This is a genomic window from Bradyrhizobium genomosp. III, assembly GCF_000261705.1.
Taxonomy (GTDB): Bacteria; Pseudomonadota; Alphaproteobacteria; order Rhizobiales; family Xanthobacteraceae; genus Bradyrhizobium; species Bradyrhizobium ottawaense.
Genome location: NZ_AJQF01000242.1, coordinates 1 through 24,267 on the forward strand (window position 1 = coordinate 1; position 24,267 = coordinate 24,267).

Genomic DNA, 24,267 nt, shown 5'->3' on the forward strand with positions numbered 1-24,267 from the left:
GCCGCGAGTGCCACAACCACCCTGTTCACCACCCAAACGCCGGTCAACACCAATGCCACCGACGGGACAGGCGTGGATTATGAGCTGGGGATGCGCTTCAGCGCGGACGCTTCCGGCGTAATCCAGGCGATCCGGTACTACAAGGCTTCGAACGAGACCGGCACCCATATCGGCCACATCTGGTCGGCCACGGGCCAGGAGCTGGCGACCGTCACGTTCACCAATGAAGGCGCATCGGGCTGGCAGCAGGCGACCCTTGCCACGCCGCTCACCATCGCGGCTGGCACGACCTACGTGGTTTCGGTCAATATCAACAGCTACTACGTCTCCACCACGCAGGGCTTCGCGTTCGGCATGAGCAATCAGGGCCTGAACGCCCCGGTCGGCGCCGGCGTCTTCGACTACACCGAGGGCGTCTTCCCGACCAACGTCTATCAGAATGCAAACTACTTCCGCGACGTCGTGTTCGCCCCGTCCAACATCATCGCGCTCCTCAACACGTCGACGATCTATGCCAGTGAAGCGGCCGGCACGGCCACCGTCACCGTCACACGCTCCGGCGACCTCTCGTCGCAAAACACCGTCGAGTACACGACGAACGAAATCGGCACCGGCGGAAGCGCGACGGCAGGATCGGACTTCATCCAGCCCACCTTCAACGGTCGGGCGAACACCGGCCAGATCGTCTTCGCACCGGGCGAGAGCACGAAGAGCTTCACCATCCCGATCGTCAACGATCAACTGACCGAAGGCAACGAAACGTTCGCCATCGGCCTTCAAAATCCCGGCTCCGGCTCCCTCGGGGCTCCACGCACTGTGCTCGTAACCATCGTCGACGACGACTCACCCGCCTCGATCGCTATGGCGGACGTCGTGGTGAGTGTCGCGGAGAGCAGCCCGACGGCGACGATCACGCTGCTCCGCAGCGGCAACGTCAGTCAGGCAGCCACGGCCGGCTTCACGACGAGCAGCGGCAGCGCACTTGCAGGATCCGACTACACGACCACATCCGGCACGGTGACCTTTGCTGCCGGCCAGGTGAGCCAGACCATCTCGGTGCCGATCATCAATGATGCGACGCCGGAGAACGACGAGACCTTCACCATCACCTTGAGCAATCCGACGGGCGCCACGCTTGGCGCTCAGGCGACAACGACCGTGAAGATCCTGGACAACGACAACCCCGCTCTCGGCAATCTCGTGGGCGAGACGGCCGTCTCGGGGCTGAACCAGCCTGCGGCGATGGACTGGACTCCCGACGGCCGCTACATGTTGGTCGCGCAGAAGGACGGCGTGGTGCGGGTGGTGGACAACGGCACATTGCGATCGACTCCGCTCATCGACCTTTCGAGCGAGGTCAATGATTTCGGTGATCGCGGGCTGCTGGGGATCGCGGTGAACCCGAATTTCGCAACCAACCACTATGTCTACCTGCTCTACACCTACGATCCGCCCGAGACGGCGGGCCAGAGCGGCCTTGCGGCCGCCGATCAGGGCGGCAACCGACCTTGTCGTCTGGTGAGGGTCACTGTCAACTCCAGCACGATGATCGCCGATCCGGCCAGCGAAGTGGTGCTGGTCGGCAAGAACAGCACCTGGGCCTATACCAGCCGTCCCGACGCGAACAGCGGCGGTGATCCCAGCATCGTTCCTTCCGGGATCGTCAACGGCACCACGATCACGGCTCCCGCCAGCCAGATCGAGACAGGAGCGCAGGACAACGATCCCGACAGAGCCGGCATCCAGAACCAGAACATCCGCGACTATCTTGCGACCGACAGCGATTCGCATTCGATCGGCGCCGTTCATTTCGGCCCCGACGGCTACCTCTACATGACGGTCGGGGATGGCACATCGTACAACTTCGTCGATCCCCGCGCAGTGCGGGTCCAGGACATCCATAACCTCTCGGGCAAGCTCTTGCGGATCGATCCTGTCACGGGCGAGGGAGCGCCGGGCAATCCGTACTATCAGGCCGGCGATCCAAACAGCAATCAGTCGAAAGTGTTCTACTACGGCGTCCGCAACGCGTACCGCTTCAGCTTCGATCCCGTCACGAATCTGCCTGTGCTCGGAGACGTGGGCTGGAACAACTGGGAAGAGCTCAATACGGGGCCCGCGGGCTCGAATTTCGGATGGCCCTACTTTGAAGGTCCGAACAAAACCGCCAGCTACCAGAACCTCTCGCAGGCGATCACCTTCTACAACAATGGCAACCGCAACAATTTGTCCGACCCGCCTGCCGTGTTCCCGATCCTGCCTTTGAGCCACGGGGCACCGGACAACTTCCACGTGATCACCGCGGGAGATTTCTACAATCAGAACACGATGTTCTTCGACGACGTCTACAATGGAACGATCTTCGCCGCGACGCTCGATGCGAACCGGCAGGTCGCAAGCGTCCAGTTGGTGGACAACGTGCAAGGCATTGTGGACATGCAGAAGGGGCCCGACGGCTGGCTCTATGGTGCCGATATATATGACGGCACGATCCGGCGTTGGGTGGACCCCTCGGCCGCCGGCAACGTGGGCCTCGCGGCGTCATGACGACGAGTGCGCCGGGAGAAGGTGCCCCACTTGTGAGACTTGTATGGGTCAGTGGGGCACGACAGAGCCGATGCCCTCACCGCACTTGCATGCTTGAGACAGTCGTCCCGGCCGGCGCAGTTCCGCATAATTCCGGCCACATGACAGGAATCATGCTCCCGGGCGGCCAATCGTCGTCCACAGTCGGCTGTCGCTCGGCATCTGCATGCGGACCCAACGATACGGCACCCGCGACCAGAGCTTAATCTCGGGCACGAGGTTATCCAGGATCAGGTCGCCGCTCCTGGCGCGCACCACCAGCACAAGGTGATGGTCCCCAGAGCTGGTGACTACTTCGCTCAATAGCAGGACCCGCGCAGGCCAGCCGCGTTGCAGCAGTTCGTGACGCTTGCTCACTGCGTAGTCGTTGCAATCACCACGATCGGGGTTAACGATCCACTCCTCACCTGCAAGGCCGAGTTCATTAGGCTGCGGAGCAATGGCGCGGTTCACGGTGCGATTGACTGCTTTCAGCTCCGCCCACCGTTCCTTCGTCAGCCGGGTCGGCCCGCCGCGGAATGAGCGCCGCGGGCGACACTCGGCCTGATAGCGCAGACAAAACACCGTATAAGTGAGGGGCGGAAGGGTCGGGCGTCCCTGCTCGATATGCGCAAGGGCCGCTTGCGAAGCCCCTGGCGCGCTCAACAATGCCGCGCGCGCCCACTGAACGCTTCCGATCATGACTGCCAAGGCTGCCGCAACGACCGGTCCCGAGGTTGGTTGCATCTGCGGATCCCCCCAGCGAACGCCAAACCAGGCCCGGATTCACTGCTCAGCGCGGCCGCCCCGGTCGTGGGAACGATCAACCGCCCATATTATATTATTTAATATCAGTTAAATTTAAATGGCAATAATAAGTTAAGAATTAAGTCGGCGCAGATGTCGCACGCAGGCAGCCGCCGGATGCTCGCGGTCTGCCGAATGAATGGAAATGGGAGCGAGAAGTTCCGATCGGCTCGGGGTTCCGATGAACGGCCCTCAAGCACGGCGCTGGACATGCGCGCGCATCCGCGCACCATTCAACATCTTAACGCCACATATAATTTTGATTGTTGATTTAATTATTCATCGAGGTCCAATTCTCAAACCGCATTTCCCGGGACAGGACGGATTTCACATGCAGGATGAGTTGCTCGTCATTCTGGGGGCTGAAGCTACGATACTTGTCTTCGTCGCCGCGATGACCCTGTACGCCAGGCGAATGGATGTTCTGAGCGGACGCTCGTTCGAGCGATCGGTGGTCTCGCCTACGGGCAACGGGCATCCGTTACGGTCGATCCGCCGAAAGCAGCGCGATCTGCTGCGGCTGATCAGGAGGTGGGGCGGCCTCACTACGTTCGCGTTCGCCCCGCTAAATCTGCTGCGGCGACCTGACATCGCCAGAACGCTGCAATGGAGCGTTCAAACCAGACCCCAGACTCTATCTCGGCGCGCGATGCGCTTTCGTCGGTCGGGCACGCCCGCTGCCGATGCGTCCGGCCGCCCAGCCCTGCTTTCAGAGGCTGTTCGCAACGCCGACGCCCAGGGATAGGGCGCCGGCGCCGAATGCATGCGGTCGAGCGCCGCTTGCTTCCGCGACGACTCAGCGCTCCTTGAATGCACGCTCCGCCTGATCGTGCAGCGGCTTGAGCAGATAGGACAGCGCGGTCCGACCAGCCGTCTTGATGAAGACCTCGACCGGCATTCCTGGCAGCAGCTTGGCCGAGCCGAGCTTCGCCAGCTCCTCCGGCTTCAACAGGATCCGGCCCGTGTAGTAACTCGTGCCGGCGCGCTGGTCCTGCGTGATATCTGCCGAGACCATGCTGACCTCTCCATCGATCTCCGGAGTGGTCTTCTGGTTAAACGCCGCGAACCGCATTGTCGCGGTCTGTCCCACATAGACCTGGTCGATGTCGCGCGGTGCGATCTTGACCTCGACCGCAAGCGAATCCGCATCAGGCACGATCAGCATGATTTGCTCGCCGGGTGAGATGATGCCGCCGACCGTGTGGACGCTAAGCTCGTGGACGCGACCGGACTGTGGCGCCCTGATATCGATCCGATGCAATTGATCGACCGCCGCAGTCTTGCGCTCGCCCAATTCGGAGAGTTTTGAGCGCGTTTCGATCAGGTCCTTGCCGACTTCCGTCCGCAGGTCCTGGTCGATCTGAATGCTCTGGAGGCCGATTTCGGAGATCTTGCCTTTCGATTGCGCAATCATGCCGGCCAACTGACTGCGCTCGCCTTCGATGCGTGCGGAGTCGCGCTCGAGGGAATTGAGCCGCGTGATCGGCACCAGATTCTTTTGCCAGAGGCTACGCACGCCCTCCAGCTCCTGGCGGATGAATTCGACTTCCTTCTGCTTGGCCTCGGTCTGCCCCGTATAGCCCTTGATCTCGTTCTCCAGCTGCGCACTTTTCTCCTGCAACTGCGCTTTTTGGCCGCTCCTTGCCTGACGGCGGAGGTCGAACAGCTTCCGCTCCGCAGCGATTGCTCGGCTCGCCTCAGAGTTGCTTTCCTTGGCTCGGTCGAGCAGCACCTTGGGAAACACGACCTGCTCGGCACCATCGCGCTCGGCCTCGAGACGAGACTGGCGCGCGAGCAGCTCATCGATGCTGTTGGTGACGATCGTCGCATTGGCGAGCGTCTGAGTCTCGTCGAGGCGGATCAAAACGTCGCCTGCATTGACCCGATCGCCCTGGCGCACGCGCAACTCACCCACGATCCCACCCGTGGAGTGCTGAACCTTCTTGACGCTCGAATCCACCACGACCACGCCCTGGGCGATCACCGCGCCCGACAATTGGCTCGTTGTCGCCCAACCGCCGATCCCAAATGTCACAAGACCGAACATGATCATACCAACGATCATATAACGCTGGATGGATTGCAATGCCGGCGCCACCACCTGGCCGTTCATCGGTTGCCTCCTTGAGCTTCCGCGACCACCTTGAGCGGCACGGGATTTCGCAAGACCTTCTTGAGGACCTCCTCCCTCTTGCCGAAGGACTGAACCCTGCCTTCCCCGAGGCACAAGACATGATCGACGCCTTCAAGCGCCTTCGGACGATGGGCGACCACGACGACGATCCCGCCGCGACGGCGCACGTTCAGGATCGCCTCGGTCAGCGCCTCCTCGCCCTCGGCGTCGAGATTGGACGAGGGCTCATCGAGCACCACCAGGAACGGTTTGCCGTAGAAGGCGCGCGCGAGCCCGATGCGCTGCCGCTGCCCCGCCGACAGTGCCACCCCCCCCTCGCCGATCTTCGTGCCGTAGCCATCCGGAAACGAAAGGATGAGATCGTGCGCGCCCGCGGCATGCGCGGCCTCCAGAACAGCGGCGGCGGTCGCCTGCGGATCGAAACGCGCAATGTTCATGGCGATGCTGCCGTCGAACAATTCCACGTCCTGAGGCAGGTACCCGATGTGCTTGCCGAGGGCGTCAGAAGACCAGTGATCGAGTGCGGCGTTGTCCAGCCGTATCCGGCCTCGAATGCCCGGCCATACCCCAACCAGCGCACGTGCCAGCGTCGATTTGCCGGATCCGCTCGGCCCAATGATTCCAACCGCCTGCCCGCGCCGCAACTGGAACGACACGTCATTGACGGTGGGCTGCTCCGAGTTCGGGGCGCCGATATAGAGATGCTCGACGGTGAGAGTTTCAACAGGAGGAGGCAATGCCAGCCGCTCCTCCTCGCCGGGCAGAAGTTTCAGCAAAGCATCGAGCCGTCGCCCCGATTGCCGGGCAGCAACGAACCCTTTCCAGTTCGCAATGGCCATTTCGACAGGCGCCAAGGCCCGTGCGGTGAGGATCGATCCGGCAATGATGATGCCGGCCGTCGATTCCTGGTTGATGACGAGGACTGCGCCGACGGCGAGAACCAGCGATTGCAGGATCGCTCGAAAGAGCTTGGAGACGCCTCCGAGCCCGTTTGCGACGTCGCTGGCCCGCTCATGGGCCGCGAGGTACTTCGCGTTGACATCCCGCCAACGCAACGCCGCCTGCTGCCGCATGCCCATAGCCTGCAGAACCTCGGCATTTCGGCGTCCCTCGAGCGCCAGTGCCGCGCGCGAGACTGCGAGACGCGAGGACGCCTTTGCCGGCCCTCGCGTGCGCGTTTCCGCGAGCATGGTAATGCCGACCAGCACCAGCGCGCCAGCCAGCGCAGTGACGCCAATCCAGAAGTGGAAGAGGAAGCAAACGCCGAGATAGATCGGCATCCAGGGTAGATCGAAGAGCGCGGTCGGCCCTCCGCTCGACAGAAAGCTGCGGACCTGATCCAGATCCCGCACCGGCTGCAGGCCATCGCCATCGGCCCTGGTCTTCAAAGGCAGACGAACAAGCGCGTCGAATATGCGAACGCCCAGCCTTTCATCCAAATACCGGCCGACCCGCGCGCTGATCCTGCTTCTGACGAAGTCGAGCCCACCCTGAAACACGTAGAGTACCGTGGCCAGAACCATCAAGGCGATCAGCGTCGGTATGCTGCGCCCGGGCAGCACCCGATCGTAGACTTGCAGCATGAAAAACGAACCAGTGAGCATGAGGAGATTGCTCATCCCGCTGAAGGCCGCGAGCGCCCAGAATATCCTGCGGCAAGACCGCAGGAACGCCGACATCTCCGACTGTGGCTCCTCATAGTGCTCCGCCGGTTCGGATCGACCAGCGAACATCCGTTGCCGCAGGGCCTCGACCGGGCGCCTCGCCAAGCCGACCAGTCGCGTGGTCCGCAGTTCGGCGTCATCCGCCCACTGTCGTCCGGCCGCCCAGAGCTCTGATATGTGAAGAAGTGGAATCCGAATGAGATTCGCGGGCGGGGGGAATCCCCCCCGCCGTCCAAAGTCAATCATGGTAGCCGCCCTTGAACCATGCCTTTGTCGGAAGATCCCCCAAGAGATCCCCAAGGCAGTTGTTGAGTACTACTCGGTGTGGATGCCCATACCTTACGCGAAGTGGAAGTCCTGACTGGTCAACGAACCGACCTTCATGTTCTTCAGCGTGAGCGTGTCGTCCCCCGTCGCGATGACGACGTCGCCGCCTGATTGGGTCGCGTGGGAGAGAACACTGGCAAAACTGTCGAACACGCTCTTACTGAACTCGATCGTGTCGTGAGCAGGTCCGCTGGCAACGAAGCCCTTGACAACATCGTTGCCGAAATTCGCGGCAAACGAGAAAGAGTCAGCCTTGCTGGTCCCAACGAACACGTCATTGCCTGAAGTGCTCGTCTGTGTGTTGCTGGTTGTTGAGCTCGAAGTAGCAATGGTCTGCGTGGTGCTCGTGGACGACGTAGCCAGGCTCGAAGTACCGACCTGCCCATCACCGTTGAGATCCTGATGGAAGCTTGTCTCAAGCGACTTAAGTCCAGAGTCCGTACCCGACACCGAGCCGCCGGACGTGGAGCCGGTCAGGGTGCTGACATGGGAGACGTAGTTGCCGTTGTTGTCGGTGTTCCACGCCGTGTATTGACCGGTGCTCGCCTCCTTCCAGGCAACCTGATAGCCCGTCGCCGTCTTCTCCGCACCAATGGGAGTCCAGGTGCCATCTGACCCGCTCACGAAATCGGCACCGCCATCCTTCAGCGAAGGGCCCGTTCCGCTGCTGCCGTTGAGGTAGAATTTGCCGCCACTCTCAACGAGACTTGTCACACCAGCCGACTCGACGACCTTGCCAGTTGTCTGCGCTGGCGACGTCGGTGCGGTTGCTGTGGAAGTACCGATCTGACCGTCACCGTTCAGATCCTGATGGAAGGTGGCCTCCAGCGATTTCAGGCCGGAGTCCGTACCCGACACGGAGCCCCCCCACGTTGACCCGGTCAGGCTGTCGACATGGGAAACGTAGTTGCCGTTGTTGTCGGTGTTCCACGCCGTGTACTGACCGGTGCTGGCCTCCTTCCAGACAACCTCATAGCCCGTCGCAGTCTTTTCCGCACCAATCGGTGCCCAGGTGCCATCCGACCCCTTCACAAACGCCACACCGTCATCCTTCAGCGTGGGGCCCGATCCGGTGCTGCCGTTGAGGTAAAATTTGCCGCTGCTCTCAACGAGAGTTGTCGAACCAGCCGACTCGACGACCGTACCGGCAGTCGGCGACGTGGGCGCGGTCGGCGACGACGGTGACGTCGGGGCCGAGTTGCTGATGCTCGCCGCGAACGCGGTGGACGCCGTGCCGGTGTTGCCTGCCGCGTCCGTTGCCTTGGCGGTGAGGCTGTGCGAACCGGCTGCTAGGGCAGCACTGGTGTAGCCCCAAGCGCCACTGCTGTCGGCCGTGACGGTCCCGATCTGGGTCGTGCCGTCCAATACCTTGACGACGCTGCTCGCTTCCGCCGTGCCCGACAACACCACCTGATTGGCACTGTTCACCGTATGGCTGGCCATGGTCGGCGCGGTCGGCGCTTTGGTATCGACGGTGATTGCCAACGCAGACGACGCCGCGCTGGTCTGACCCGATGTGGTAGTCGCCGTTGCGGTCAGCGTGTGCTTGGCGTCAGTCAGGACCTTCGTGATGTAGTCCCAATTGCCGCTCGAATCCGCGGTCGTCGAACCAATCTGGGTCGTACCATCGTAGAACTTGACCGTGCTGCCGGCAGCAGCGGACCCCTTGAGCTCGATGGTGTTGTCGTTGGTGATCTTGTCGCCAGCGGTGCCGCTATCGGTCGAGAACGACGCGATGACGGGAGCGGATGGTGCAGTCGGGGCAGACGGGGCTGTTGAGCCCGAGCCGCTGTTCGCAGACGTGTTGAGCGTTGCGACCAGGGTCCCGCTGTCATCGACGTTGCCGGTGTAAACCGGGGAGTTGCCGGTGAATGCCGTCGGGCCCCAATAACCCCCGCCCATATGATTGTTCGTGACGACCACTCCCGTGACCGATCCGCCGTTGAACTGGGCCGAGCTGTAGATGTTGTAGCCACCACCGTACAGCAGGTTGTTATCGACAGTGACGTCCGAGACGGGCCCGAAGTAGTTGTCGATCATGATCGCAGCCGTTTGGGTATGGTCATTGATGACCGTGTTATGGCTGATCGTGATGTTGGAGTTCTTCCCGTCGATCGAGATACCGTCGTAGTGCGGAGATCCCGACGCGATCATATCGTGGATATAGTTGTCCTTGATGAGGGTATTCCCTCCATCCACTCCGATCCCGTTCTCGACGTTGTAGATGTTGTTGGCGATGAACGTCCCTTGACCCATGATTCCATAGTCGCCGTCGTTGCCCGAGCCGACGCCATTGATCTCATTGTGCTGGATCACCGCCCCGGTCACACCCGTCGCAACCCTCACGGCGTAGAACGCGTCGGTCGTAACCTTGCAGTTCTCCAACGTGACGTTCGGAGCGTTGATGAAGACCGATCCATGGATGTCGAGGCCGCTGATCACGGCGCCCGCTGTGTTGATTACGAGATCCCCGTAGTAAGGAGTGAGGGTCACGCCCGCCGACACTCCAGTGTTCGTAGCATCAGGCCACGCAGTCGTCGTTGCCAAGATATATTTCTCCTTCGCAGTTAAATCGAACGTGGGCGCATCATCCCCAAAGGCGCGCCACGGGCCGTGTCATGCTCCATCGGCGGGGGCTTTTTTGGGACAAGACGGCGGCGCGACTAGGGTCATTTTTTGGGTCCAACGCTCGACTTAATTCAGCGAGATTAAAAAAAACCGAAGCAACTCCGCCATATAAGCTGCACCAGATTGCGAGTGTTCGCGCGTTGCCACAAGAGCACACTGCGAACTTTTTCACTTCAATCTTCGTCAGCGCCGGCAGAGAGGGTCATGCTCATCCATCAGCACGGGGCGCTCGGCATTTTCCAATTTAATTGGCGATATATAATCCCTGCCTTCAGCAAAGGATTACTGGCAAGACGCTCTTGGCCACACCTCACGAGAGATGTGGCGCTCGAAGGAGCCGCTTGGAGGGCCTGATGTTGAATCGCGCGCGGAGTTATCCCGCAATCGACCGCCGCTCACGCCAGGCTCGCTGCGTTGTCGCCAAAGCTACGCTGAAGATGCCCTTTCCGGCAGGCAAAGAGCCCACGCGGCCCCGTGTTTTTACGGCCCGGACGAACTGGAGGGATGGCCGTGGTCTGGACGGTGGAATGCCAATGGGCCACAATATTCTCGTGCATCGAGATGGAGCGTTATCGGACCGCTGATTGCCCTCGTTTTCTTCGTTCAGATCGGAAGTGATCCATGCACTATTTCCGGAAGTCTGTTTACAGAATACTTGATCTGGTTTTGGCGCCGTTCATCCTGCTTTTTGCTCCGCTTGCAATCCTCGTGAGTCGCCTTCGTGATCGAGCCCCCTTGTCGAGGTCTGTCTGCGACAGATTTCAGTTCGCCATCGTGCGGCATCACTACTACGAGCCCATCGTTTTTCCGGCAGACCTGAAGCGCGATCTCGATCTGCCGAGGCAAATAGCCGGACTGAACCTGAACGAAGCGGCACAGCTCGCTCTGATCGCGCAATTCAACTACCGGGACGAACTACTCGCAATTCCGGTCCATCAAAAAGGCCCGGGCGAATTTGGCTACCACAACGGCTCCTTCGAGCCTGGAGATGCCGAATTTCTTTATAATATGATCCGTTACTTCCGACCCAAACGCATCATCGAGGTCGGCAGTGGAAATTCGACCCTCATGGCCCGCCTCGCAATAGCGGCGAACAGGAAGGACGATCCACGATATCATTGTGAGCAGATCTGCATTGAGCCGTTTGAGCAGCCCTGGCTCGAATCGACTGGCGTGACGGTTTTGAGAAAAAAGGTCGAGTGCTGTCCCGACAGCCTGTTCGAGACGCTGGACGAGAATGACATTCTCTTTATCGACTCATCTCACATGATCCGGCCGCAGGGTGACGTGCTGCACGAATACCTACACGTGCTCGGCCTGCTCCGCCCCAATGTGATCATCCATGTCCACGACGTCTTCACGCCGCACGACTATCCCGCTCAATGGATACTTCGCGACCGCTGGCTGTGGAATGAACAGTATCTACTCGAGGCGTTCCTGAGCTTCAACCCGCATTTCGAGATCATTGGCGCGGTTAATTGGCTCGCCCGTTCCCACAGAGACAGGCTGAACGACGCATGTCCGGTTCTGATGCGCGAACCCTCGCGCCAGCCCGGTTCGTTCTGGTTCCGGCGGGTGGCATAGGCAGGAGGCCCGAAGCCAGGCACTGATTACCTCGGGCCGGCACGGCGGCCTGTCGCGTCATCGACATTTTCTCGCCAGACCGGGACGTTCTTCACAATCGAGCTATAGCCCCACTTGCCTCTGCCCATCCGGTTGTTCGTAAAAGAAACCCCGTCGACCGTCCCGCCATTGAATTGCGCCGAGCTGTAGACGGTGTAACCGCCGCCTATCAGCAGGTTGCCGTCGACTTCAATATTCGAGATCGGTCCGAAATAATTGTCGATCATGACCGCCGAGGTCTGCGTGTGCGCATTGATGACCGTGTTGTGCCTGATGACCACGTTGGAATTGCCGCCATCGATCGAGATGCCATCGTAATGCGGAGAACCGGACGCAAGGAGATCGTGAATGTAGTTATCCTGGATGAGCGTATCGGACCCGGACACGCCAATTCCGTTCTCGACATTATAGATGTTGTTTCCGACAAACGTACCCTGGCCAACGATGCCGTACGAACCATCGTTGCCGGAGCCGACGCCGTTGATCTCGCAATTCCGGATCACCGTGCCCGTTACACCCGGCTCGATTCTCACGATGTAAAACGACGCGGAAGTCACTCGGGAGTCCGTCAACGTCACGTTCGGCGCCTTGATGTAGACGCGGCCTGCAATGTCGAGGCCTGAGAAGGTCGCGCCGGCCTGATCCGCCACGACGTCGCCAGACGGCGTCAGCTTCGCGTCCGGCCGCACTCCCGTATTCGTTTCGTTGGGCCACTCGGACCTGTCGCGCTCGGCCGCGCGTGCAGCAACTCCACCGGCTTCGAGGCTCGCTACCGCAAGCAATAGAAGCGCCTGAACAAGGATCGGCTGCCGCATCTGGAGGCGCCCCCGGCTTCGCTATTGGGCCATCCGCTCCTTCGGCCGGCCCATCTCACCCTTCAGTCCCGCGACAAGTCCTTCGACCGCTGCGCGACTGTTGCTTGGCGCGCCCTGCAGCAAGAACCTGAATGCGTACATGAGCGAAACCGCAACTCTCAGAGGCAGCGACCACGGAAAATGCCGTCGCACGAAGCGAACGCAATTGCGGTGCTGGAGATAGACGGAGAGCACCGAAGCTCTGCCCGATCCCGTCGTCGTACCTCGCTTGTGAATGACGATCGAATCGGCCGCATAACCGAGCCCCAAGTGCCTTGCGCGAAGCCCCCAATCCATGTCCTCGTAAAACAGAAAATAGTTTTCATCCATGAGGCCGATCCGCTCGATGCACCAACGGGTCACGTACATCGATGCCCCCGAAGGGCTATCCATCGCGTCTTCAACGGCGGCGATGTTGCAGGACATGTCGATAAGCTCTCCCAGGCCTATGGCAACGTCTCTCGCCGCCAGCCTCTGCCAGGAAAGCCCGCCGCGAAATCTCACGTGATCTGCGTCGAGGCTGTCCAGAATGGTGCTGCCCACCATCGCCTTTCGGCCGGATTGTGCCCGTTCGTGCAGCGCCGCCAGGGCAGATTCGGTCGGCTGAGTATCGGGATTCAGGATCCAGATGGCGCACCAGGTGGGTATCGCAGAGAGGGGACGCAACCAGGCGTTAATCCCGCCGGCATAGCCCAAATTGTCGTAGGCGCACCCCACCCAGACATTTGACGATCTTCCGCGCAGAGACAGGCGCTGAACGTTCGTAAACCGGCTGGTGTTGTCATCTAGCGCGATTCCAAACGATTGGCCCCGCCGGCAGGGCCCTCCTTCGCTGATCAGGGCGCTTACAAGGTGGTGATAGGCATCACGACCGCCATTCTCGCAAATGAAGATGTCGAAAGTGGGCGACGTGGTCGCACGCGACAATGCCAACAGGCAATCAACGACGTCCTCCGAGTTCCGGTAACCGACGATGAGCACCGCGACCTCGGAAACGAGGCTCTCCGCCAGCCCATACGAAGCATCGGTTTCGCCAACCTTCAACGCGGTCGCCATGGGGAACTTTCGCTGCACGATTTAATAAATTATCTACATTCCCTATATTTAAATGACCGATATTGCAATCGCATTTATTTTGTTTAATCTGAGCGATTAATAGCCGATCCATGCGCTTGGGCAAGGTCGTATCGTCATGAACTTGAAGCCCTTTGCCCGTTTCGCATATGCGAACATCCCCGGCGTTGCCGCGGCGCGATTCGCATTCAAGGACGCGGCTGCCTCCTACCTCGCAAAACCCGAGTACAGGGGCGCGACTTGGACCTCCAGCGCCAATGGCCTGATCGTCGACATCGGGGCCAATCGCGGACAAAGCATCCAGGCGTTCAAGAGGTTCAGGCCGCAATCGAGCATCGCGGCCTTCGAGCCCGAACCGCTCTCGGCCGAGCGACTCAAACTCCGTTTCTCCGGAGACCGGTCCGTCTCGATCTTCCCCTGCGCTCTCGGAGCCAAGCCGGGCACCATTACGTTCTTCGTCCCCTCTTACGGTCGGTGGGCTTGCGATGGCATGGCCGCGACCTCCCGGGAGGCGGCGACCGAGTGGCTGAACGATGGCGGCCGCATGTACCGTTTCGATCAGTCCAAGTTGACCGTGGAGGAACACAGGATCGAGTGCCACACGCTCGATTCCTTTGCAATGTCGCCCTCCCTGATCAAGGTGCACGCTCAGGGCGCCGAGCTGGAGATCCTGCGAGGGTCGGAGCACACGCTGAGACGGCACAAGCCGGCCCTGATGTGCGCCTTCGCATCGGACGAGATCTCGGAATTCGTTTCCGACATCGGCTATCGGCCGTACGTCTTTCAGAATGGACATTTCCTGAGCGGACTGGCGCCGCGTTCGGTCACGTTCACTTGGTACTTGACTGACGACAACAGCCGCCGCGTTCAAGTCGAAGCGGGATCACCGGGCAAGGCGGTTCTCTCATGAGCGTCACGGTTGCGGGCGGCGAATTCGGCCTGACAAGTACGGCTTTGCCGCAAGCCGCTGAGCGGTGCAGCAAGCTGCCGGCCTGGCTGCTGCTGATGGGGCTCATTCTGCCGGCGGCGCAAGTCCAGCTTTATCTCGCCGATGCGAAACTCACGGTCGGGCGGATCGGCATCCTGCTGCTCATAATACCTGCAGCGGCAAGACTGCTCAGGACCGGTCGTCACATCCTCGCCTCGGACTATCTTGCATGTGCCGTCGCAGCCTGGATGTTCGCAGCCGCCACCTACACCAGCGGGTCGAGTGCGATCTCATCGACCGCCGCCGAGAGCCTCGAGTTTCTGGGCGGCTACATCGTCGCCCGCGGATTTTTCTTCGGGCCGGCGGCAATTCAAAGCTTCATTCAACCCTTTAAGATCGTGACTGCCTACATCGTCCTGCTGGCCCTTTTCGATAATCTTTCTGGCCGGCTCATTGTTCAGCAGATGTTTTCTGCCGCCTTCGGCAGCTATGCGCCGCTCTCGCCCGACTACAGGCTGTATTGGGTAAGAGCCGCCTCGACGTTCGACCACCCAATTCTGTTGGGCACCTATTGCACCGTCGCTTGCGCCATCCTGCTGTTTTCGGAGCAACGGCCATTGTCGAGGATGCTTTGGGCAGGTCTGTGCGTTTTCGGTTGCCTGCTGTCGTTGTCCTCCGCGCCGTTGTTGTCGTGTCTCCTCGTCCTGATGCTTTACCTCTATGATACGGCACTGAAGCAAACTTCTGGACGATGGCGCGCGCTGCAAGTGTGTCTGGCTACGATCGTTCTCGTGATCCTGGCCGTGGCCAATCACCCGCTAGGCTGGATCATCTCCCACCTCACCTTCGATCCGGTTTCGGGTTACTTTCGGATGCTGATCTGGGACGCAGCGACACAGAAGATCATGTATTCTCCCTTCACCGGATACGCATTCGCCCTGCTCAATCACGACATTCTCGATACCACGATCGACTCGGTGTGGCTGGTGTTCGCGCTACGGTTCGGACTTCCTATGATTTTCCTGCTCATCCTGACGAACATTGCGAGCATTCTACCGGTAAAAAAACGCTTCAAGGGCGTCATGGAGGATCCCAGCGCGTCGGGCCTGCGCATCGCATTCACCGTCGCAGTCGTCATGCTCATGTTTACCGGGCTGACGGTCCACTACTGGAACTACCTCTGGATCTTCTGGGGAGTATGCATCGGCATCAGGGCATCGCTGCGGGAGTCCGCGATGTATCCGGTCTAGCCCGATCCAGCGGTGGAACACGCCGTCGGGCCGAAACGCGGCTTGCAGCGTGGCAGCCCGTGAGCCTCGGAGCCGATTACAACATCTTCAGCCGCTCGATAGCAGGTCGCAGCAATTGCCACCCGCGCGACCCCAACTGCCGTTTGCTGGCGAGAAGCCACCAACGACGCGATCTCGTGACCGCCGGGTCCAGCTTTGCCGCTATCGCCGAAAGGCGCTCCGATAACCCAACGTCTCCGTCATTGAAAGCTCGGCTCGCACAACTGATCGTGTCGAGCGCCAGATGGCTCGTCAACCAGGACCTGAGATCGTCGACGTCCGGAAGCACGCCAGCGCAGCTATCCAGGAAATGCTCCAACGCCAGCTTGCGTTGAACGAAATCCTGCTCGGCCGAATATCCGCCTGACATGTTGGTTGAATGTCGCCGGTACACGGCCTGGATCGCATCGATGAAGCCGACGGGTCCATGCGCGGCGAACCGCAGCCACATCTCCATATCGCCGCTGTGCGTCAAATCCGGTAAATATCCCCCCACCTTCTTCTGCAGGCTGGTTCGCACCATCACGCTTGGCGCCAGGACTATGTTTCTGCACCCCCCCATTTTGATGAAATCGCGGCCGGCCAGTATCTTCGTACCAGGTCCAAGTTCCGGCGGCAGCGGCACAACCTCCTCGCGCTCCTGGCAAAGCGCGACTGCGCCTCCAAACGTGAGGCCGACGGAGGGATTCTCATCCATCAACCTCGCAGCCCTCTCGATCGCACCGGGCATCAGGTAATCGTCTGCGGAGAGCAGAATCATGTAGTCCGCAGCGGCCCAGTCGATCCCCTCGTTGAAGGTGGCGATGTGGCCGTGATTGACAGAATGCCTGCGAAACTCGACCCGAGGATCTGCACGAACCAGTTCCTGCGCAACCTGGGCTGTATTGTCCGCCGAGGCATCATCAATAATCAGCAGCCGCAACTCGGGTCCGCACTGCCTCAATATGCTGTCGGCGCATTCTCTAAGGAAATGCCCATACTGATAACAGGGTATGATCGCATCAATGGAACTCACGGCGCATCCATTCCTGCCAAAGGCCTCCGGAACGCGCCTTCCATGATTTTTGAGCCCGCATCCCAATATTGGTTGCCCACAATCCAGACCGGCTGTTCATCAAATCACCAGGCGACATATGAGATCGTACATCCTGAGTACGGCCGCAAGAATAATGCCACCTGTTTAATTGGATTTTTATCACGCCGCAATATATGTTTAATCTTTAATTTGCACGCTGTATATCGGTATCAGGAAATCGAGGCCGACGGCATTTGAACTCATGACGGGTTTCAGGCAGAACGACCTTTCCTTGCGAGGGCGTGCGACGCTTTGGGCACAACGAAACTCTTGGCGCCTGCCGCGAAGCGTGCGACGTATCGGGAAGAAACTGTTCATTGGCAGCCGGTTGGCGTCCGGAGACGACAGTCTCGTTGACGACTGGTCGAAGCCGCTCATGCCATATGATGCCATGGTCGCGCCGCATGCCCCGGCGGCGCCCGCCTCTATTCCGACCAGCAGCGTGTCGAATCCGGACGATTTTCTCGTGTCGCCGGGAAGTGTCCATTGCCTCATCGTCACTCCGGTGCTCGACGCCGGCGGGCTAGATGAATTTGTCGCCTTTCTTGCGCGACGCCTCCCCCATTTCGGGCTTCGTGTGACGGTTATGTGCGCACATTCATCGTCGGCGCCCGTCGGACAATTGTTCACGATCTTGCAGAGGGAAGGCACGGCGGTTGTTGCCGCCTCGCCAGGCGACGCTTGTCTCTGGATGAAAACGAACCGTCCTGACGTTATCAGCGCGCACGATCCGCCGGGTTGGCTCTTGCAGGCGGCCAAAGATGCCCGCGTTCCGGTCGTGGAGACGCTCCACGGCATTCCGACCCCCATAAGCACCAATTGGATGGAGGAGCGTCAGAGATCGGAACTCGTCACCTGCTTTGTCGCGGTAAGCGAGCTCGTGCGGCGTCAGTACCTGTCGGGCAATCCGGCCTATTCCGATCGTGCGGTCATCACCATCCCCAATGCATTCAACCAGACACATCGCCCGTCGGTGAACCGGTCGAAGGCCCGGGCCTGGCTGGGCCTCAAGGACGAGTTTCTCTTTCTCTCGCTCGGTCGTCACACGGTCCAGAAGAATGCATACGGCCTGGTGCGGGCATTCTCAGACGTCGCAGAAGATGATCACAAGGTCCATCTGCTGATCGCCGGCCGCCTGGACGATGCTGTGTACACGCGTCAAGTCCGTACGCTTCGCGACAAGATGCCTTGCAAGGACCGGATCCACCTGCGGCATTCGTTTCCAGATCCATCCATCCTGCTGGCCGCCGCCGATTGCTTTGTTCTGAACTCATTTTTTGAGGGATGGTCATTGGCCTCCATGGAAGCGCTAAGCGCGGGATTACCTACAATCGTGAGTGATGTCGGCGGCGCGCGTGAGCAGATCGGTCTGGACGGTAGCCGAGGCTTCGTTGTGGCGAACCCGGTTGGCGATCCCGAAAGCGCAAATTGGCATAGTTCGAGCCTTATGCGATTTCAGCCGCAGAAGAATATGGATGAACTCGTCTCCGCCATGAGGTCAGTCGTCGCTCATCGCGACTATTGGTCCAGGGTGCGCGAACAACTGTCGGCAGATTCAAAAGGCCGCTTTGATCCCGTCATATGCTCCAAACGGCATGCCGAGGTCCTGCTTGGGGCGATTTCACGATCTATGCTCGAAGGTGAATTTGGGGATTGTCCCGCTCGTAGTTGACGCGCCCGAGTGCGCCTCTTCGGGAATTGGAGCGGTCCGCCTGACGGCTATCGCTGCTAGCTGATCAGCCGGTTCTTCTTCCAGTTGATTTTCGGCTGCGCGGTCGATGCAGTGGTCAGTTCACCCGCCATAATATATTGCTTTGCCAGGTGATGGGTCAGGCCGCCGAAGGTAAGTCTGTCCAACATCTTCGATCTTGGACCTTCAATGCCCGTGACCAGACCATCCTTAACGACCAGGCCCGAATCGTTCAGAAGCCTGACGGCGGTGCCTTCGACAAAGAACTTCAAATGGGTGCGGTCAAGAATCCCCGAATCTGTGTATTCAAATCGACGCTGGAAGAGCAGCGGAAGCGTCACACTCAGATGCGCGATGTTCGGAACAGAAACGATTACGCGCCCACCATCCATGAGAAGGTTTCTGGTGATGGCCTGAAGAGTTCGCGTTGGATCCGGAACATGTTCAAGGACATCAAGCAACAAGATCAGGTCAAACTTGCTACCGACTCGCAATATCAAATCGTCGATGTCTCCGATCATCGCGACATCGGCGTTCAGTTTCAGGTCGGCTTCAAGTTCTTGATTGAGCTCGACTCCGAATGTCGTGGCGGCAGAGTAGATCGACTTGAGCCAGGCAAGAGTGAAGCCTGCGCCAGGTCCCACTTCGAGGATCCGGGAGGCGCGGCTGGGCAGTAACGACCGTATCTCGCGGCGAGAGCGGATGTAGTAGCTTTGCGCAGCCGTGTCCTGCGCAGCACCGGCGCGTCCCTGCATGTCGTCGATCTGGATTCTTCTGGCAGCCTCCAAGCTCATTGAACGACGCTCCTTCTAGAAACCTCCATTTGCTCAATGCCGTGATCCTTGCGAAGGAACGGCCTTAGCGATTCACGCCTGGTGGCGGTCGCAACAAGGTCGGGTGCAAGCACAGAAGACAGGAATTTCAACCTCAGACCGGCGCGATGCGGAGCGCGCCTCTCAATCTTCTCGATCGCCAGACCGGCTTGCGCACACCACCTCTGAATTTTCCCGCTCGTCGTGTCGTGGATCCCCACAGCATCGAAGCTCCCCCAGCGTCGAAAGACGCTGCTGGATTTCGCGCATTCCCAGGCATACCGAAGAGAGGGGCGGTTTGGCGCGCAAATGATCACTCGCCCGTCCGGAGCCAGGAGATCGGCAAACAGCTTGAGGAGATGCGCCGGATCACGAATGAATTGCAAGACATCAACGAACAGCAGTCGGTCAAACCGCTCCGCTGCAATTTTTGATCTCGCCGTTATGACGTCCCCTAACACCACCTCAGCCCCAAGCTGGGCCAAGCCGCTACCCACAACGGGGTCGAGGGGAATAGTCACCACTCGGTTTCCTCTCTCCAGCAATCGGCGTTCGTTTGCAGCCGAGCAGGACCCGATCGACAATACGGCCGCGCTTTGCGGTACAGCGGACAACACCTCGTCCCTGGCCGGCTCGTAGTAGTCTTTCGAATACATGCCGTGCCAGAGCCTGGTCTCGGCGCTGAACAGCGGAACGGCATCGTTTCCCTCACGCGCGATCTGCATCAGGACGGATAGTTGTGCGTCCAATTGCCGGCGATCGACGCCGAGCCGGTTGATATATTTGTTCGGTAAATGGTGCGCCGAGAAATCGTCGATATGGGAAATTGGTATCAGCTTCCGGAAGCCACACTGGGTGAATGGATCGGTTGCAGCGGTGCAAGGCAGGTCGTACTTGCCTTCGTGAGGCCCGACCAAAAAGCCGCCGGACGCAATTGCTCTGGCAAGCTGCTGCCGGGTGAGCATATAGCTGGCAGCATGCTCGTTGGTAAAATGAGCAAGATGGTAATTTCCCCTGGTCTTGACCGACGTACAATCCCAGTGGAAGGAACCGTGGGCCTGCGGATAATTCAATTCGCTGTTCGACGCTCTCTCGACGAGCATCCATCCGGCAACCTCGCCCTCATTCAACACTGAGGTCACGTCGAGAAACGCTCGAATATTTCTTTCAGTGATCAGGATATCGTCTTCGGAATAAATGAACATATCATACTGATCAGCCCGCGCTGCAAACAACTCTTTGTGCGCGAAGGGAAGCGACCAGGGATTCTTATTGGGAAGGCCAACGACACACTCGATGTCTGCAGCCGGCTTCTTGTCGATGTTGGAGATGATGACGATATCCACGTCGAACGACATGGACCGGTATTCCTTGATCACTCGATCCAGGTGGGCATTATTGGCAGTCCCATAGCTCGCGATCACGACCAAAAGTCGCAATGCCTTTTGGTCGGCGATCCCCGGGATCATCGTTCCAACTCTGCCCGCACCGCAGCACTCACCCTCGAGGTCTCCTCGGCGCTCATCTGTGCATAGATGGGCAGCAAGATCGACCGATCCTGGGCGAGCTCGGATTGACGCAGATCCTGTGTCTGGACAAGGGCCGAATAAGGCTGCTCACGATGGGCGCACATGATACCGCGGCGGGTCGCGATGCCCTTATCGAGGAGATGTTGCATCACGACGCGCTGGTCGAGGCGGTCTGGAAGACGTACGCAATAGCTCTGCCAGTTGGATCTGGCCCACGCTGGTTCAGTCGGTAACCGCAACCCTTCCAAATTGCCGAGCTGTTCGGCATAATTTGCGGCGACGGCTCGCCGGCGCGCAATCAGTTCCGGGAGCCGCTCGAGCTGTTTGCGCCCAATGGCGGCCTGCATGTCCGTCATTCGGTAGTTGTAGCCCACAACGACGTATTCCTCGAAGATCACGGACGACGAATTGTGCCGCACCGTGTCCGGAACGCTCATGCCGTGCTGGCGCAGGAGCTTGAATTTGCGATCAAGCTCGGCATTCGCGGTGGTGAGCATTCCCCCCTCACCCGTCGTGATCACCTTTCGCGGATGGAAGGAGAAGCAGGCAATGTCGCCATGCGGCTTGCCGATCGACTCCCATTCCCCGTTCATCCGGATCTGCGATCCGGCAGCACAGGCAGCGTCCTCGATCACGGCGATCCCGTGGCGGCGCGCTATGGCCAGAAGAGCGGCCATATCGCACGGCATGCCCATCTGATGGACGACGATGATCGCACGCGTGCGCTCGGTGATGGCTTCGGCCAACCGGGCGCAATCAAGATTATATGTCTCCGGCTCGATATCGACGAAAACCGGAGTGGCTCCCTGATGTCGGATGACGTTTGCGGTCGCGATGAAGGAATGGCTGACCGTGATCACCTCATCGCCGACGCCGATGTCCAGCGCCGCCAAGGCGAGCTGGAGCGCGGTCGTGCAATTCGAGACGGCACAGGCGTGCGGTGCGCCAACAAGTGCAGCGAACTCGCGCTCGAATGCGGCCACCTGCGGACCTTGCGATACCCAGCCCGACAGCACGACCGCGCGCGCCGCGTCAGCCTCTTCGTCCGCTAGCAGCGGCAAAGCGATCGGAATCACGATGCTGCCGCCTGCCGCTGGTGGTCCGAAGCAAGCTCACGTTCGGATCGCCACCATTTCACGAGGTCGGCGAGCCCCTGCTCCAACGAAACCGTGGTGCGGAAACCCAGCAGACGCTCCGCCTTGCCCGTCGATGCCAGTCGGCGCGGCACCGGATTGACCGAGCGCTCCGGCGCGAATTCAGGCGTCAGGCCCCGGCGTCCCATCACGGACGCAAGTGCCGTAGCCAGCTCCGTCAGGCTGGTTTCGGTGCCGCTTCCAACGTTAAAGACCTCATCGGTGATCTTTGACCTGGCCGCAAGGATGTTGGCGCGCGCGATGTCGCGGACGTGAACGAAATCCATAGACTGACGGCCGTCACCAAAGATGACGGGAGGCAATCCGGCCTCCAGTCGCTCCATCCAGCGGATCAAGACCTCGGTGTACCGTCCGTGGATGTCCATCCGGCTGCCGTAGACGTTGAAATACCGGAATGCCACATAGTCGAGGCCGCATACATCGTTGAAGGCCCGCAGAAGGCCTTCGTTAAACGCCTTGGCGGCTCCATAGAGAGTTCGGTTGTTGTACGGATTCTGCCGCTCCGTCGTCGGAAATTCCTCGGCCATGCCATATACCGATGCCGAAGACGCCGCGATGATCTTCTGAATGTCGTGCTTGATGCACAGCTCCAGCAGGTCGTAGGTGGCGTCGACCATAACCTCCTTGGCGAGGCGTGGTTCGGCCGCACAATGAGTGATGCGAAGTGCGGCCTGGTGGAAGACGATATCGGCCGCCTTGACCAATGCTTCCATCAGCTTGCGATCGCGTATGTCGCCGTGAACCAATCTCACCGGTCCGCGCCCGAGCGCGCGCCGAAGATTTTCCGGTCGGCCTCTGACCATGTTGTCGAGAGCAACAATTTCAATGCAGCCCTCGTCGCAGAGCAGATCAACGATGTGGGACCCGATGAAGCCTGCGCCGCCGGTGACCAGAACGCGCTTTCCCTTGAGATCAATCAAGACGCCCTCCTGTTGTGGGACCATGTCATGACGCTTTGTGGATGCTCCGCTCGGGCGCCAACCGCTTCACTGGGCCGCAGCATCGCTGCGTTCCTCAATGTGGCGACAACTTCGGCCGCCTGTTCCGGCAGCAGCTCCGGATAAATGGGAAGAGAGAGGAAGTCGTTCGCCAGCATCTCGGTAACGGGGAGATCACCGGCGCGGTAGCCGAGTTCTGCGTAGGCTCTTTGCAGATGCACCGGAACGGGATAGTGAATCCCGGCACCTATTCCGGCATCACGCAACAGCGACAGTGCGTGATCGCGCTCCTCCAATCTGACTGCATAGACGTGATACACGTGACGGGCGTGCCCTGGCGGCTGGGGACGCGCGAATGGGAGCTCAGACAGCAGTGCATTGTATTGCTCAGCCGCCGACCGGCGCGCTTCCGTCCAACTCTCAATGTAGTCCAGCTTGACGTTCAATATCGCGCTCTGAATTTCGTCCATACGATAGTTATATCCGGGGATGGCGTGGTCGTACTTCGCCTCCTGCCCCCAATCTCGCAGCAGTGACACGCGGTGCGCGAATTCAGGCCTATGAGTTACGACGGCTCCACCCTCGCCGAACGCCCCCAGATTCTTGCCAGGGTAAAAGCTGAAGCATCCTAGATCGCCAATCGAGCCTGCTCGACGTCCCCGGTATTCGGCGCCATGCGCCTGCGCGGCGTCCTCGATGACGACCAGGCCGTGACGACGCGCGATGGCCATTATCGGATCCATGTCGGCCATCAGCCCGTGGAGGTGAACCGGCAAGATCGCCTTGGTTCGCGGTGTTATCGCAGCTTCAATCAAGCCGGGATCCATCGTCCACGTTACAGGGTCAACGTCGACAAACACCGGCTTGGCACCGCTGTAGATAATGGCCGCGGTCGTCGCGACGAACGTCATGGATACGGTGATGACCTCGTCACCGGGTCCGACACCCGCCGTAAGCAAGGCAAGGTGAAGCGCCGAAGTGCCGGTGTTCACCGCGCGGCAATGGGCAGTCCGGCAATAACCCGCAAAGCGTCCCTCGAAGGCGGTCACCTCCGGCCCGAGCACAAAGTGCCCGCTCCCGATGACCCTAGCCACCGCGGCGTCAATTTCCGGCTTGATCTGGCAATATTGGGCTTTCAGATCCAGGAAGGGTATCAAGATTCAAGACCTTGGTTGG

General features: G+C 59.9%; 18 protein-coding genes. 6 read left to right on the forward strand and 12 right to left on the reverse strand.

The annotated features are described in order from the left end of the window. Positions 1-2,547 (forward strand): DUF4082 domain-containing protein (locus tag IC66_RS0120900; protein ID WP_038948880.1); only part of this gene is annotated, 2,547 nt, incomplete at its 5' end. A gap of 150 nt (positions 2,548-2,697) precedes the next feature. Here IC66_RS0120900 and IC66_RS0120905 read toward each other — a convergent pair. Beyond that, entirely contained in the window at positions 2,698-3,312 is a 615-nt protein-coding gene (locus tag IC66_RS0120905) for a transglutaminase-like cysteine peptidase (RefSeq protein ID WP_038948881.1), read from the reverse strand. A gap of 391 nt (positions 3,313-3,703) precedes the next feature. Here IC66_RS0120905 and IC66_RS0120910 point away from each other — a divergent pair, with 391 nt between their 5' ends. Continuing rightward, positions 3,704-4,117 carry a hypothetical protein gene (locus IC66_RS0120910; RefSeq protein WP_038948882.1) on the forward strand — a complete coding sequence of 138 codons (414 nt, stop codon included), beginning with the start codon at positions 3,704-3,706 and terminating at the stop codon, positions 4,115-4,117. Positions 4,118-4,168: 51 nt separating this feature from the next. On the opposite strand, the gene IC66_RS0120915 is transcribed toward IC66_RS0120910, so the two are convergent. The 3 genes from IC66_RS0120915 to IC66_RS0120925 all read right to left on the reverse strand — a co-directional run bounded on the left by IC66_RS0120915 (position 4,169) and on the right by IC66_RS0120925 (position 9,990). Next, positions 4,169-5,485 carry an HlyD family type I secretion periplasmic adaptor subunit gene (locus IC66_RS0120915; RefSeq protein WP_038948884.1) on the reverse strand — a complete coding sequence of 439 codons (1,317 nt, stop codon included), beginning with the start codon at positions 5,483-5,485 and terminating at the stop codon, positions 4,169-4,171. Beyond that, on the reverse strand, positions 5,482-7,239 hold the full coding sequence (locus tag IC66_RS0120920; RefSeq protein ID WP_049806581.1) for a type I secretion system permease/ATPase: 1,758 nt from the start codon (positions 7,237-7,239) through the stop codon (positions 5,482-5,484). Before IC66_RS0120920 ends, IC66_RS0120915 begins: the two co-directional genes overlap by 4 nt. A gap of 270 nt (positions 7,240-7,509) precedes the next feature. Continuing rightward, positions 7,510-9,990 carry an Ig-like domain-containing protein gene (locus IC66_RS0120925; RefSeq protein ID WP_244429133.1) on the reverse strand — a complete coding sequence of 827 codons (2,481 nt, stop codon included), beginning with the start codon at positions 9,988-9,990 and terminating at the stop codon, positions 7,510-7,512. Between the two features lie 756 nt (positions 9,991-10,746). Here IC66_RS0120925 and IC66_RS0120930 point away from each other — a divergent pair. Then, positions 10,747-11,709, forward strand: coding sequence for a class I SAM-dependent methyltransferase (locus tag IC66_RS0120930; protein ID WP_038948887.1), 963 nt, complete (start codon positions 10,747-10,749; stop codon positions 11,707-11,709). A 26-nt stretch (positions 11,710-11,735) separates the two neighbouring features. Here IC66_RS0120930 and IC66_RS0120935 read toward each other — a convergent pair whose 3' ends face one another. Further along, complete coding sequence (locus tag IC66_RS0120935) at positions 11,736-12,563, reverse strand: hypothetical protein (protein WP_157158070.1); 828 nt, start codon at positions 12,561-12,563, stop codon at positions 11,736-11,738. Positions 12,564-12,584: 21 nt separating this feature from the next. Next, positions 12,585-13,658 carry a glycosyltransferase family 2 protein gene (locus IC66_RS0120940; RefSeq protein ID WP_038948891.1) on the reverse strand — a complete coding sequence of 358 codons (1,074 nt, stop codon included), beginning with the start codon at positions 13,656-13,658 and terminating at the stop codon, positions 12,585-12,587. Between the two features lie 136 nt (positions 13,659-13,794). Here IC66_RS0120940 and IC66_RS0120945 point away from each other — a divergent pair, with 136 nt between their 5' ends. Next, entirely contained in the window at positions 13,795-14,586 is a 792-nt protein-coding gene (locus tag IC66_RS0120945; RefSeq protein WP_038948892.1) for an FkbM family methyltransferase, read from the forward strand. Then, positions 14,583-15,854 carry a hypothetical protein gene (locus IC66_RS0120950; RefSeq protein ID WP_038948893.1) on the forward strand — a complete coding sequence of 424 codons (1,272 nt, stop codon included), beginning with the start codon at positions 14,583-14,585 and terminating at the stop codon, positions 15,852-15,854. Before IC66_RS0120945 ends, IC66_RS0120950 begins: the two co-directional genes overlap by 4 nt. A gap of 76 nt (positions 15,855-15,930) precedes the next feature. Here IC66_RS0120950 and IC66_RS0120955 read toward each other — a convergent pair whose 3' ends face one another. Further along, positions 15,931-16,908: a glycosyltransferase gene (locus IC66_RS0120955; protein ID WP_049806583.1), complete on the reverse strand. Its 978-nt coding sequence runs from the start codon at positions 16,906-16,908 to the stop codon at positions 15,931-15,933. Between the two features lie 436 nt (positions 16,909-17,344). Here IC66_RS0120955 and IC66_RS0120960 point away from each other — a divergent pair, with 436 nt between their 5' ends. Continuing rightward, entirely contained in the window at positions 17,345-18,640 is a 1,296-nt protein-coding gene (locus IC66_RS0120960) for a glycosyltransferase family 4 protein (RefSeq protein WP_244429134.1), read from the forward strand. A 56-nt stretch (positions 18,641-18,696) separates the two neighbouring features. Here IC66_RS0120960 and IC66_RS0120965 read toward each other — a convergent pair whose 3' ends face one another. Genes IC66_RS0120965 through IC66_RS0120985 form a run of 5 tightly spaced genes read right to left on the reverse strand, consistent with a single transcriptional unit; the run spans position 18,697 to position 24,248 of the window. Beyond that, the gene (locus tag IC66_RS0120965) at positions 18,697-19,452 is read right to left on the reverse strand and encodes a class I SAM-dependent methyltransferase (protein ID WP_244429135.1); all 756 of its coding nucleotides are present in this window, start codon (positions 19,450-19,452) and stop codon (positions 18,697-18,699) included. Next, positions 19,449-20,939 carry a class I SAM-dependent methyltransferase gene (locus tag IC66_RS0120970; RefSeq protein WP_049806585.1) on the reverse strand — a complete coding sequence of 497 codons (1,491 nt, stop codon included), beginning with the start codon at positions 20,937-20,939 and terminating at the stop codon, positions 19,449-19,451. Before IC66_RS0120970 ends, IC66_RS0120965 begins: the two co-directional genes overlap by 4 nt. Then, positions 20,936-22,075: a DegT/DnrJ/EryC1/StrS family aminotransferase gene (locus IC66_RS0120975; protein WP_038948899.1), complete on the reverse strand. Its 1,140-nt coding sequence runs from the start codon at positions 22,073-22,075 to the stop codon at positions 20,936-20,938. Before IC66_RS0120975 ends, IC66_RS0120970 begins: the two co-directional genes overlap by 4 nt. Then, complete coding sequence (locus tag IC66_RS0120980; protein ID WP_083859315.1) at positions 22,072-23,073, reverse strand: NAD-dependent epimerase/dehydratase family protein; 1,002 nt, start codon at positions 23,071-23,073, stop codon at positions 22,072-22,074. Before IC66_RS0120980 ends, IC66_RS0120975 begins: the two co-directional genes overlap by 4 nt. Further along, the gene (locus IC66_RS0120985) at positions 23,070-24,248 is read right to left on the reverse strand and encodes a DegT/DnrJ/EryC1/StrS family aminotransferase (protein WP_038948902.1); all 1,179 of its coding nucleotides are present in this window, start codon (positions 24,246-24,248) and stop codon (positions 23,070-23,072) included. Before IC66_RS0120985 ends, IC66_RS0120980 begins: the two co-directional genes overlap by 4 nt. Positions 24,249-24,267 lie beyond the last annotated feature (19 nt).

Excerpts from the sequence above, each read along its gene's own strand:
- IC66_RS0120945 (WP_038948892.1), top strand. The coding sequence starts at position 13,795 with ATGAACTTGAAGCCCTTTGCCCGTTTCGCATATGCGAACATCCCCGGC.
- IC66_RS0120930 (WP_038948887.1), top strand. The coding sequence starts at position 10,747 with ATGCACTATTTCCGGAAGTCTGTTTACAGAATACTTGATCTGGTTTTG.
- IC66_RS0120950 (WP_038948893.1), top strand. The coding sequence starts at position 14,583 with ATGAGCGTCACGGTTGCGGGCGGCGAATTCGGCCTGACAAGTACGGCT.
- IC66_RS0120905 (WP_038948881.1), bottom strand. The coding sequence starts at position 3,312 with ATGCAACCAACCTCGGGACCGGTCGTTGCGGCAGCCTTGGCAGTCATG.
- IC66_RS0120920 (WP_049806581.1), bottom strand. The coding sequence starts at position 7,239 with ATGTTCGCTGGTCGATCCGAACCGGCGGAGCACTATGAGGAGCCACAG.
- IC66_RS0120915 (WP_038948884.1), bottom strand. The coding sequence starts at position 5,485 with ATGAACGGCCAGGTGGTGGCGCCGGCATTGCAATCCATCCAGCGTTAT.
- IC66_RS0120940 (WP_038948891.1), bottom strand. The coding sequence starts at position 13,658 with ATGGCGACCGCGTTGAAGGTTGGCGAAACCGATGCTTCGTATGGGCTG.
- IC66_RS0120910 (WP_038948882.1), top strand. The coding sequence starts at position 3,704 with ATGCAGGATGAGTTGCTCGTCATTCTGGGGGCTGAAGCTACGATACTT.
- IC66_RS0120960 (WP_244429134.1), top strand. The coding sequence starts at position 17,345 with ATGCCATATGATGCCATGGTCGCGCCGCATGCCCCGGCGGCGCCCGCC.
- IC66_RS0120935 (WP_157158070.1), bottom strand. The coding sequence starts at position 12,563 with ATGCGGCAGCCGATCCTTGTTCAGGCGCTTCTATTGCTTGCGGTAGCG.
- IC66_RS0120965 (WP_244429135.1), bottom strand. The coding sequence starts at position 19,452 with ATGAGCTTGGAGGCTGCCAGAAGAATCCAGATCGACGACATGCAGGGA.
- IC66_RS0120970 (WP_049806585.1), bottom strand. The coding sequence starts at position 20,939 with ATGATCCCGGGGATCGCCGACCAAAAGGCATTGCGACTTTTGGTCGTG.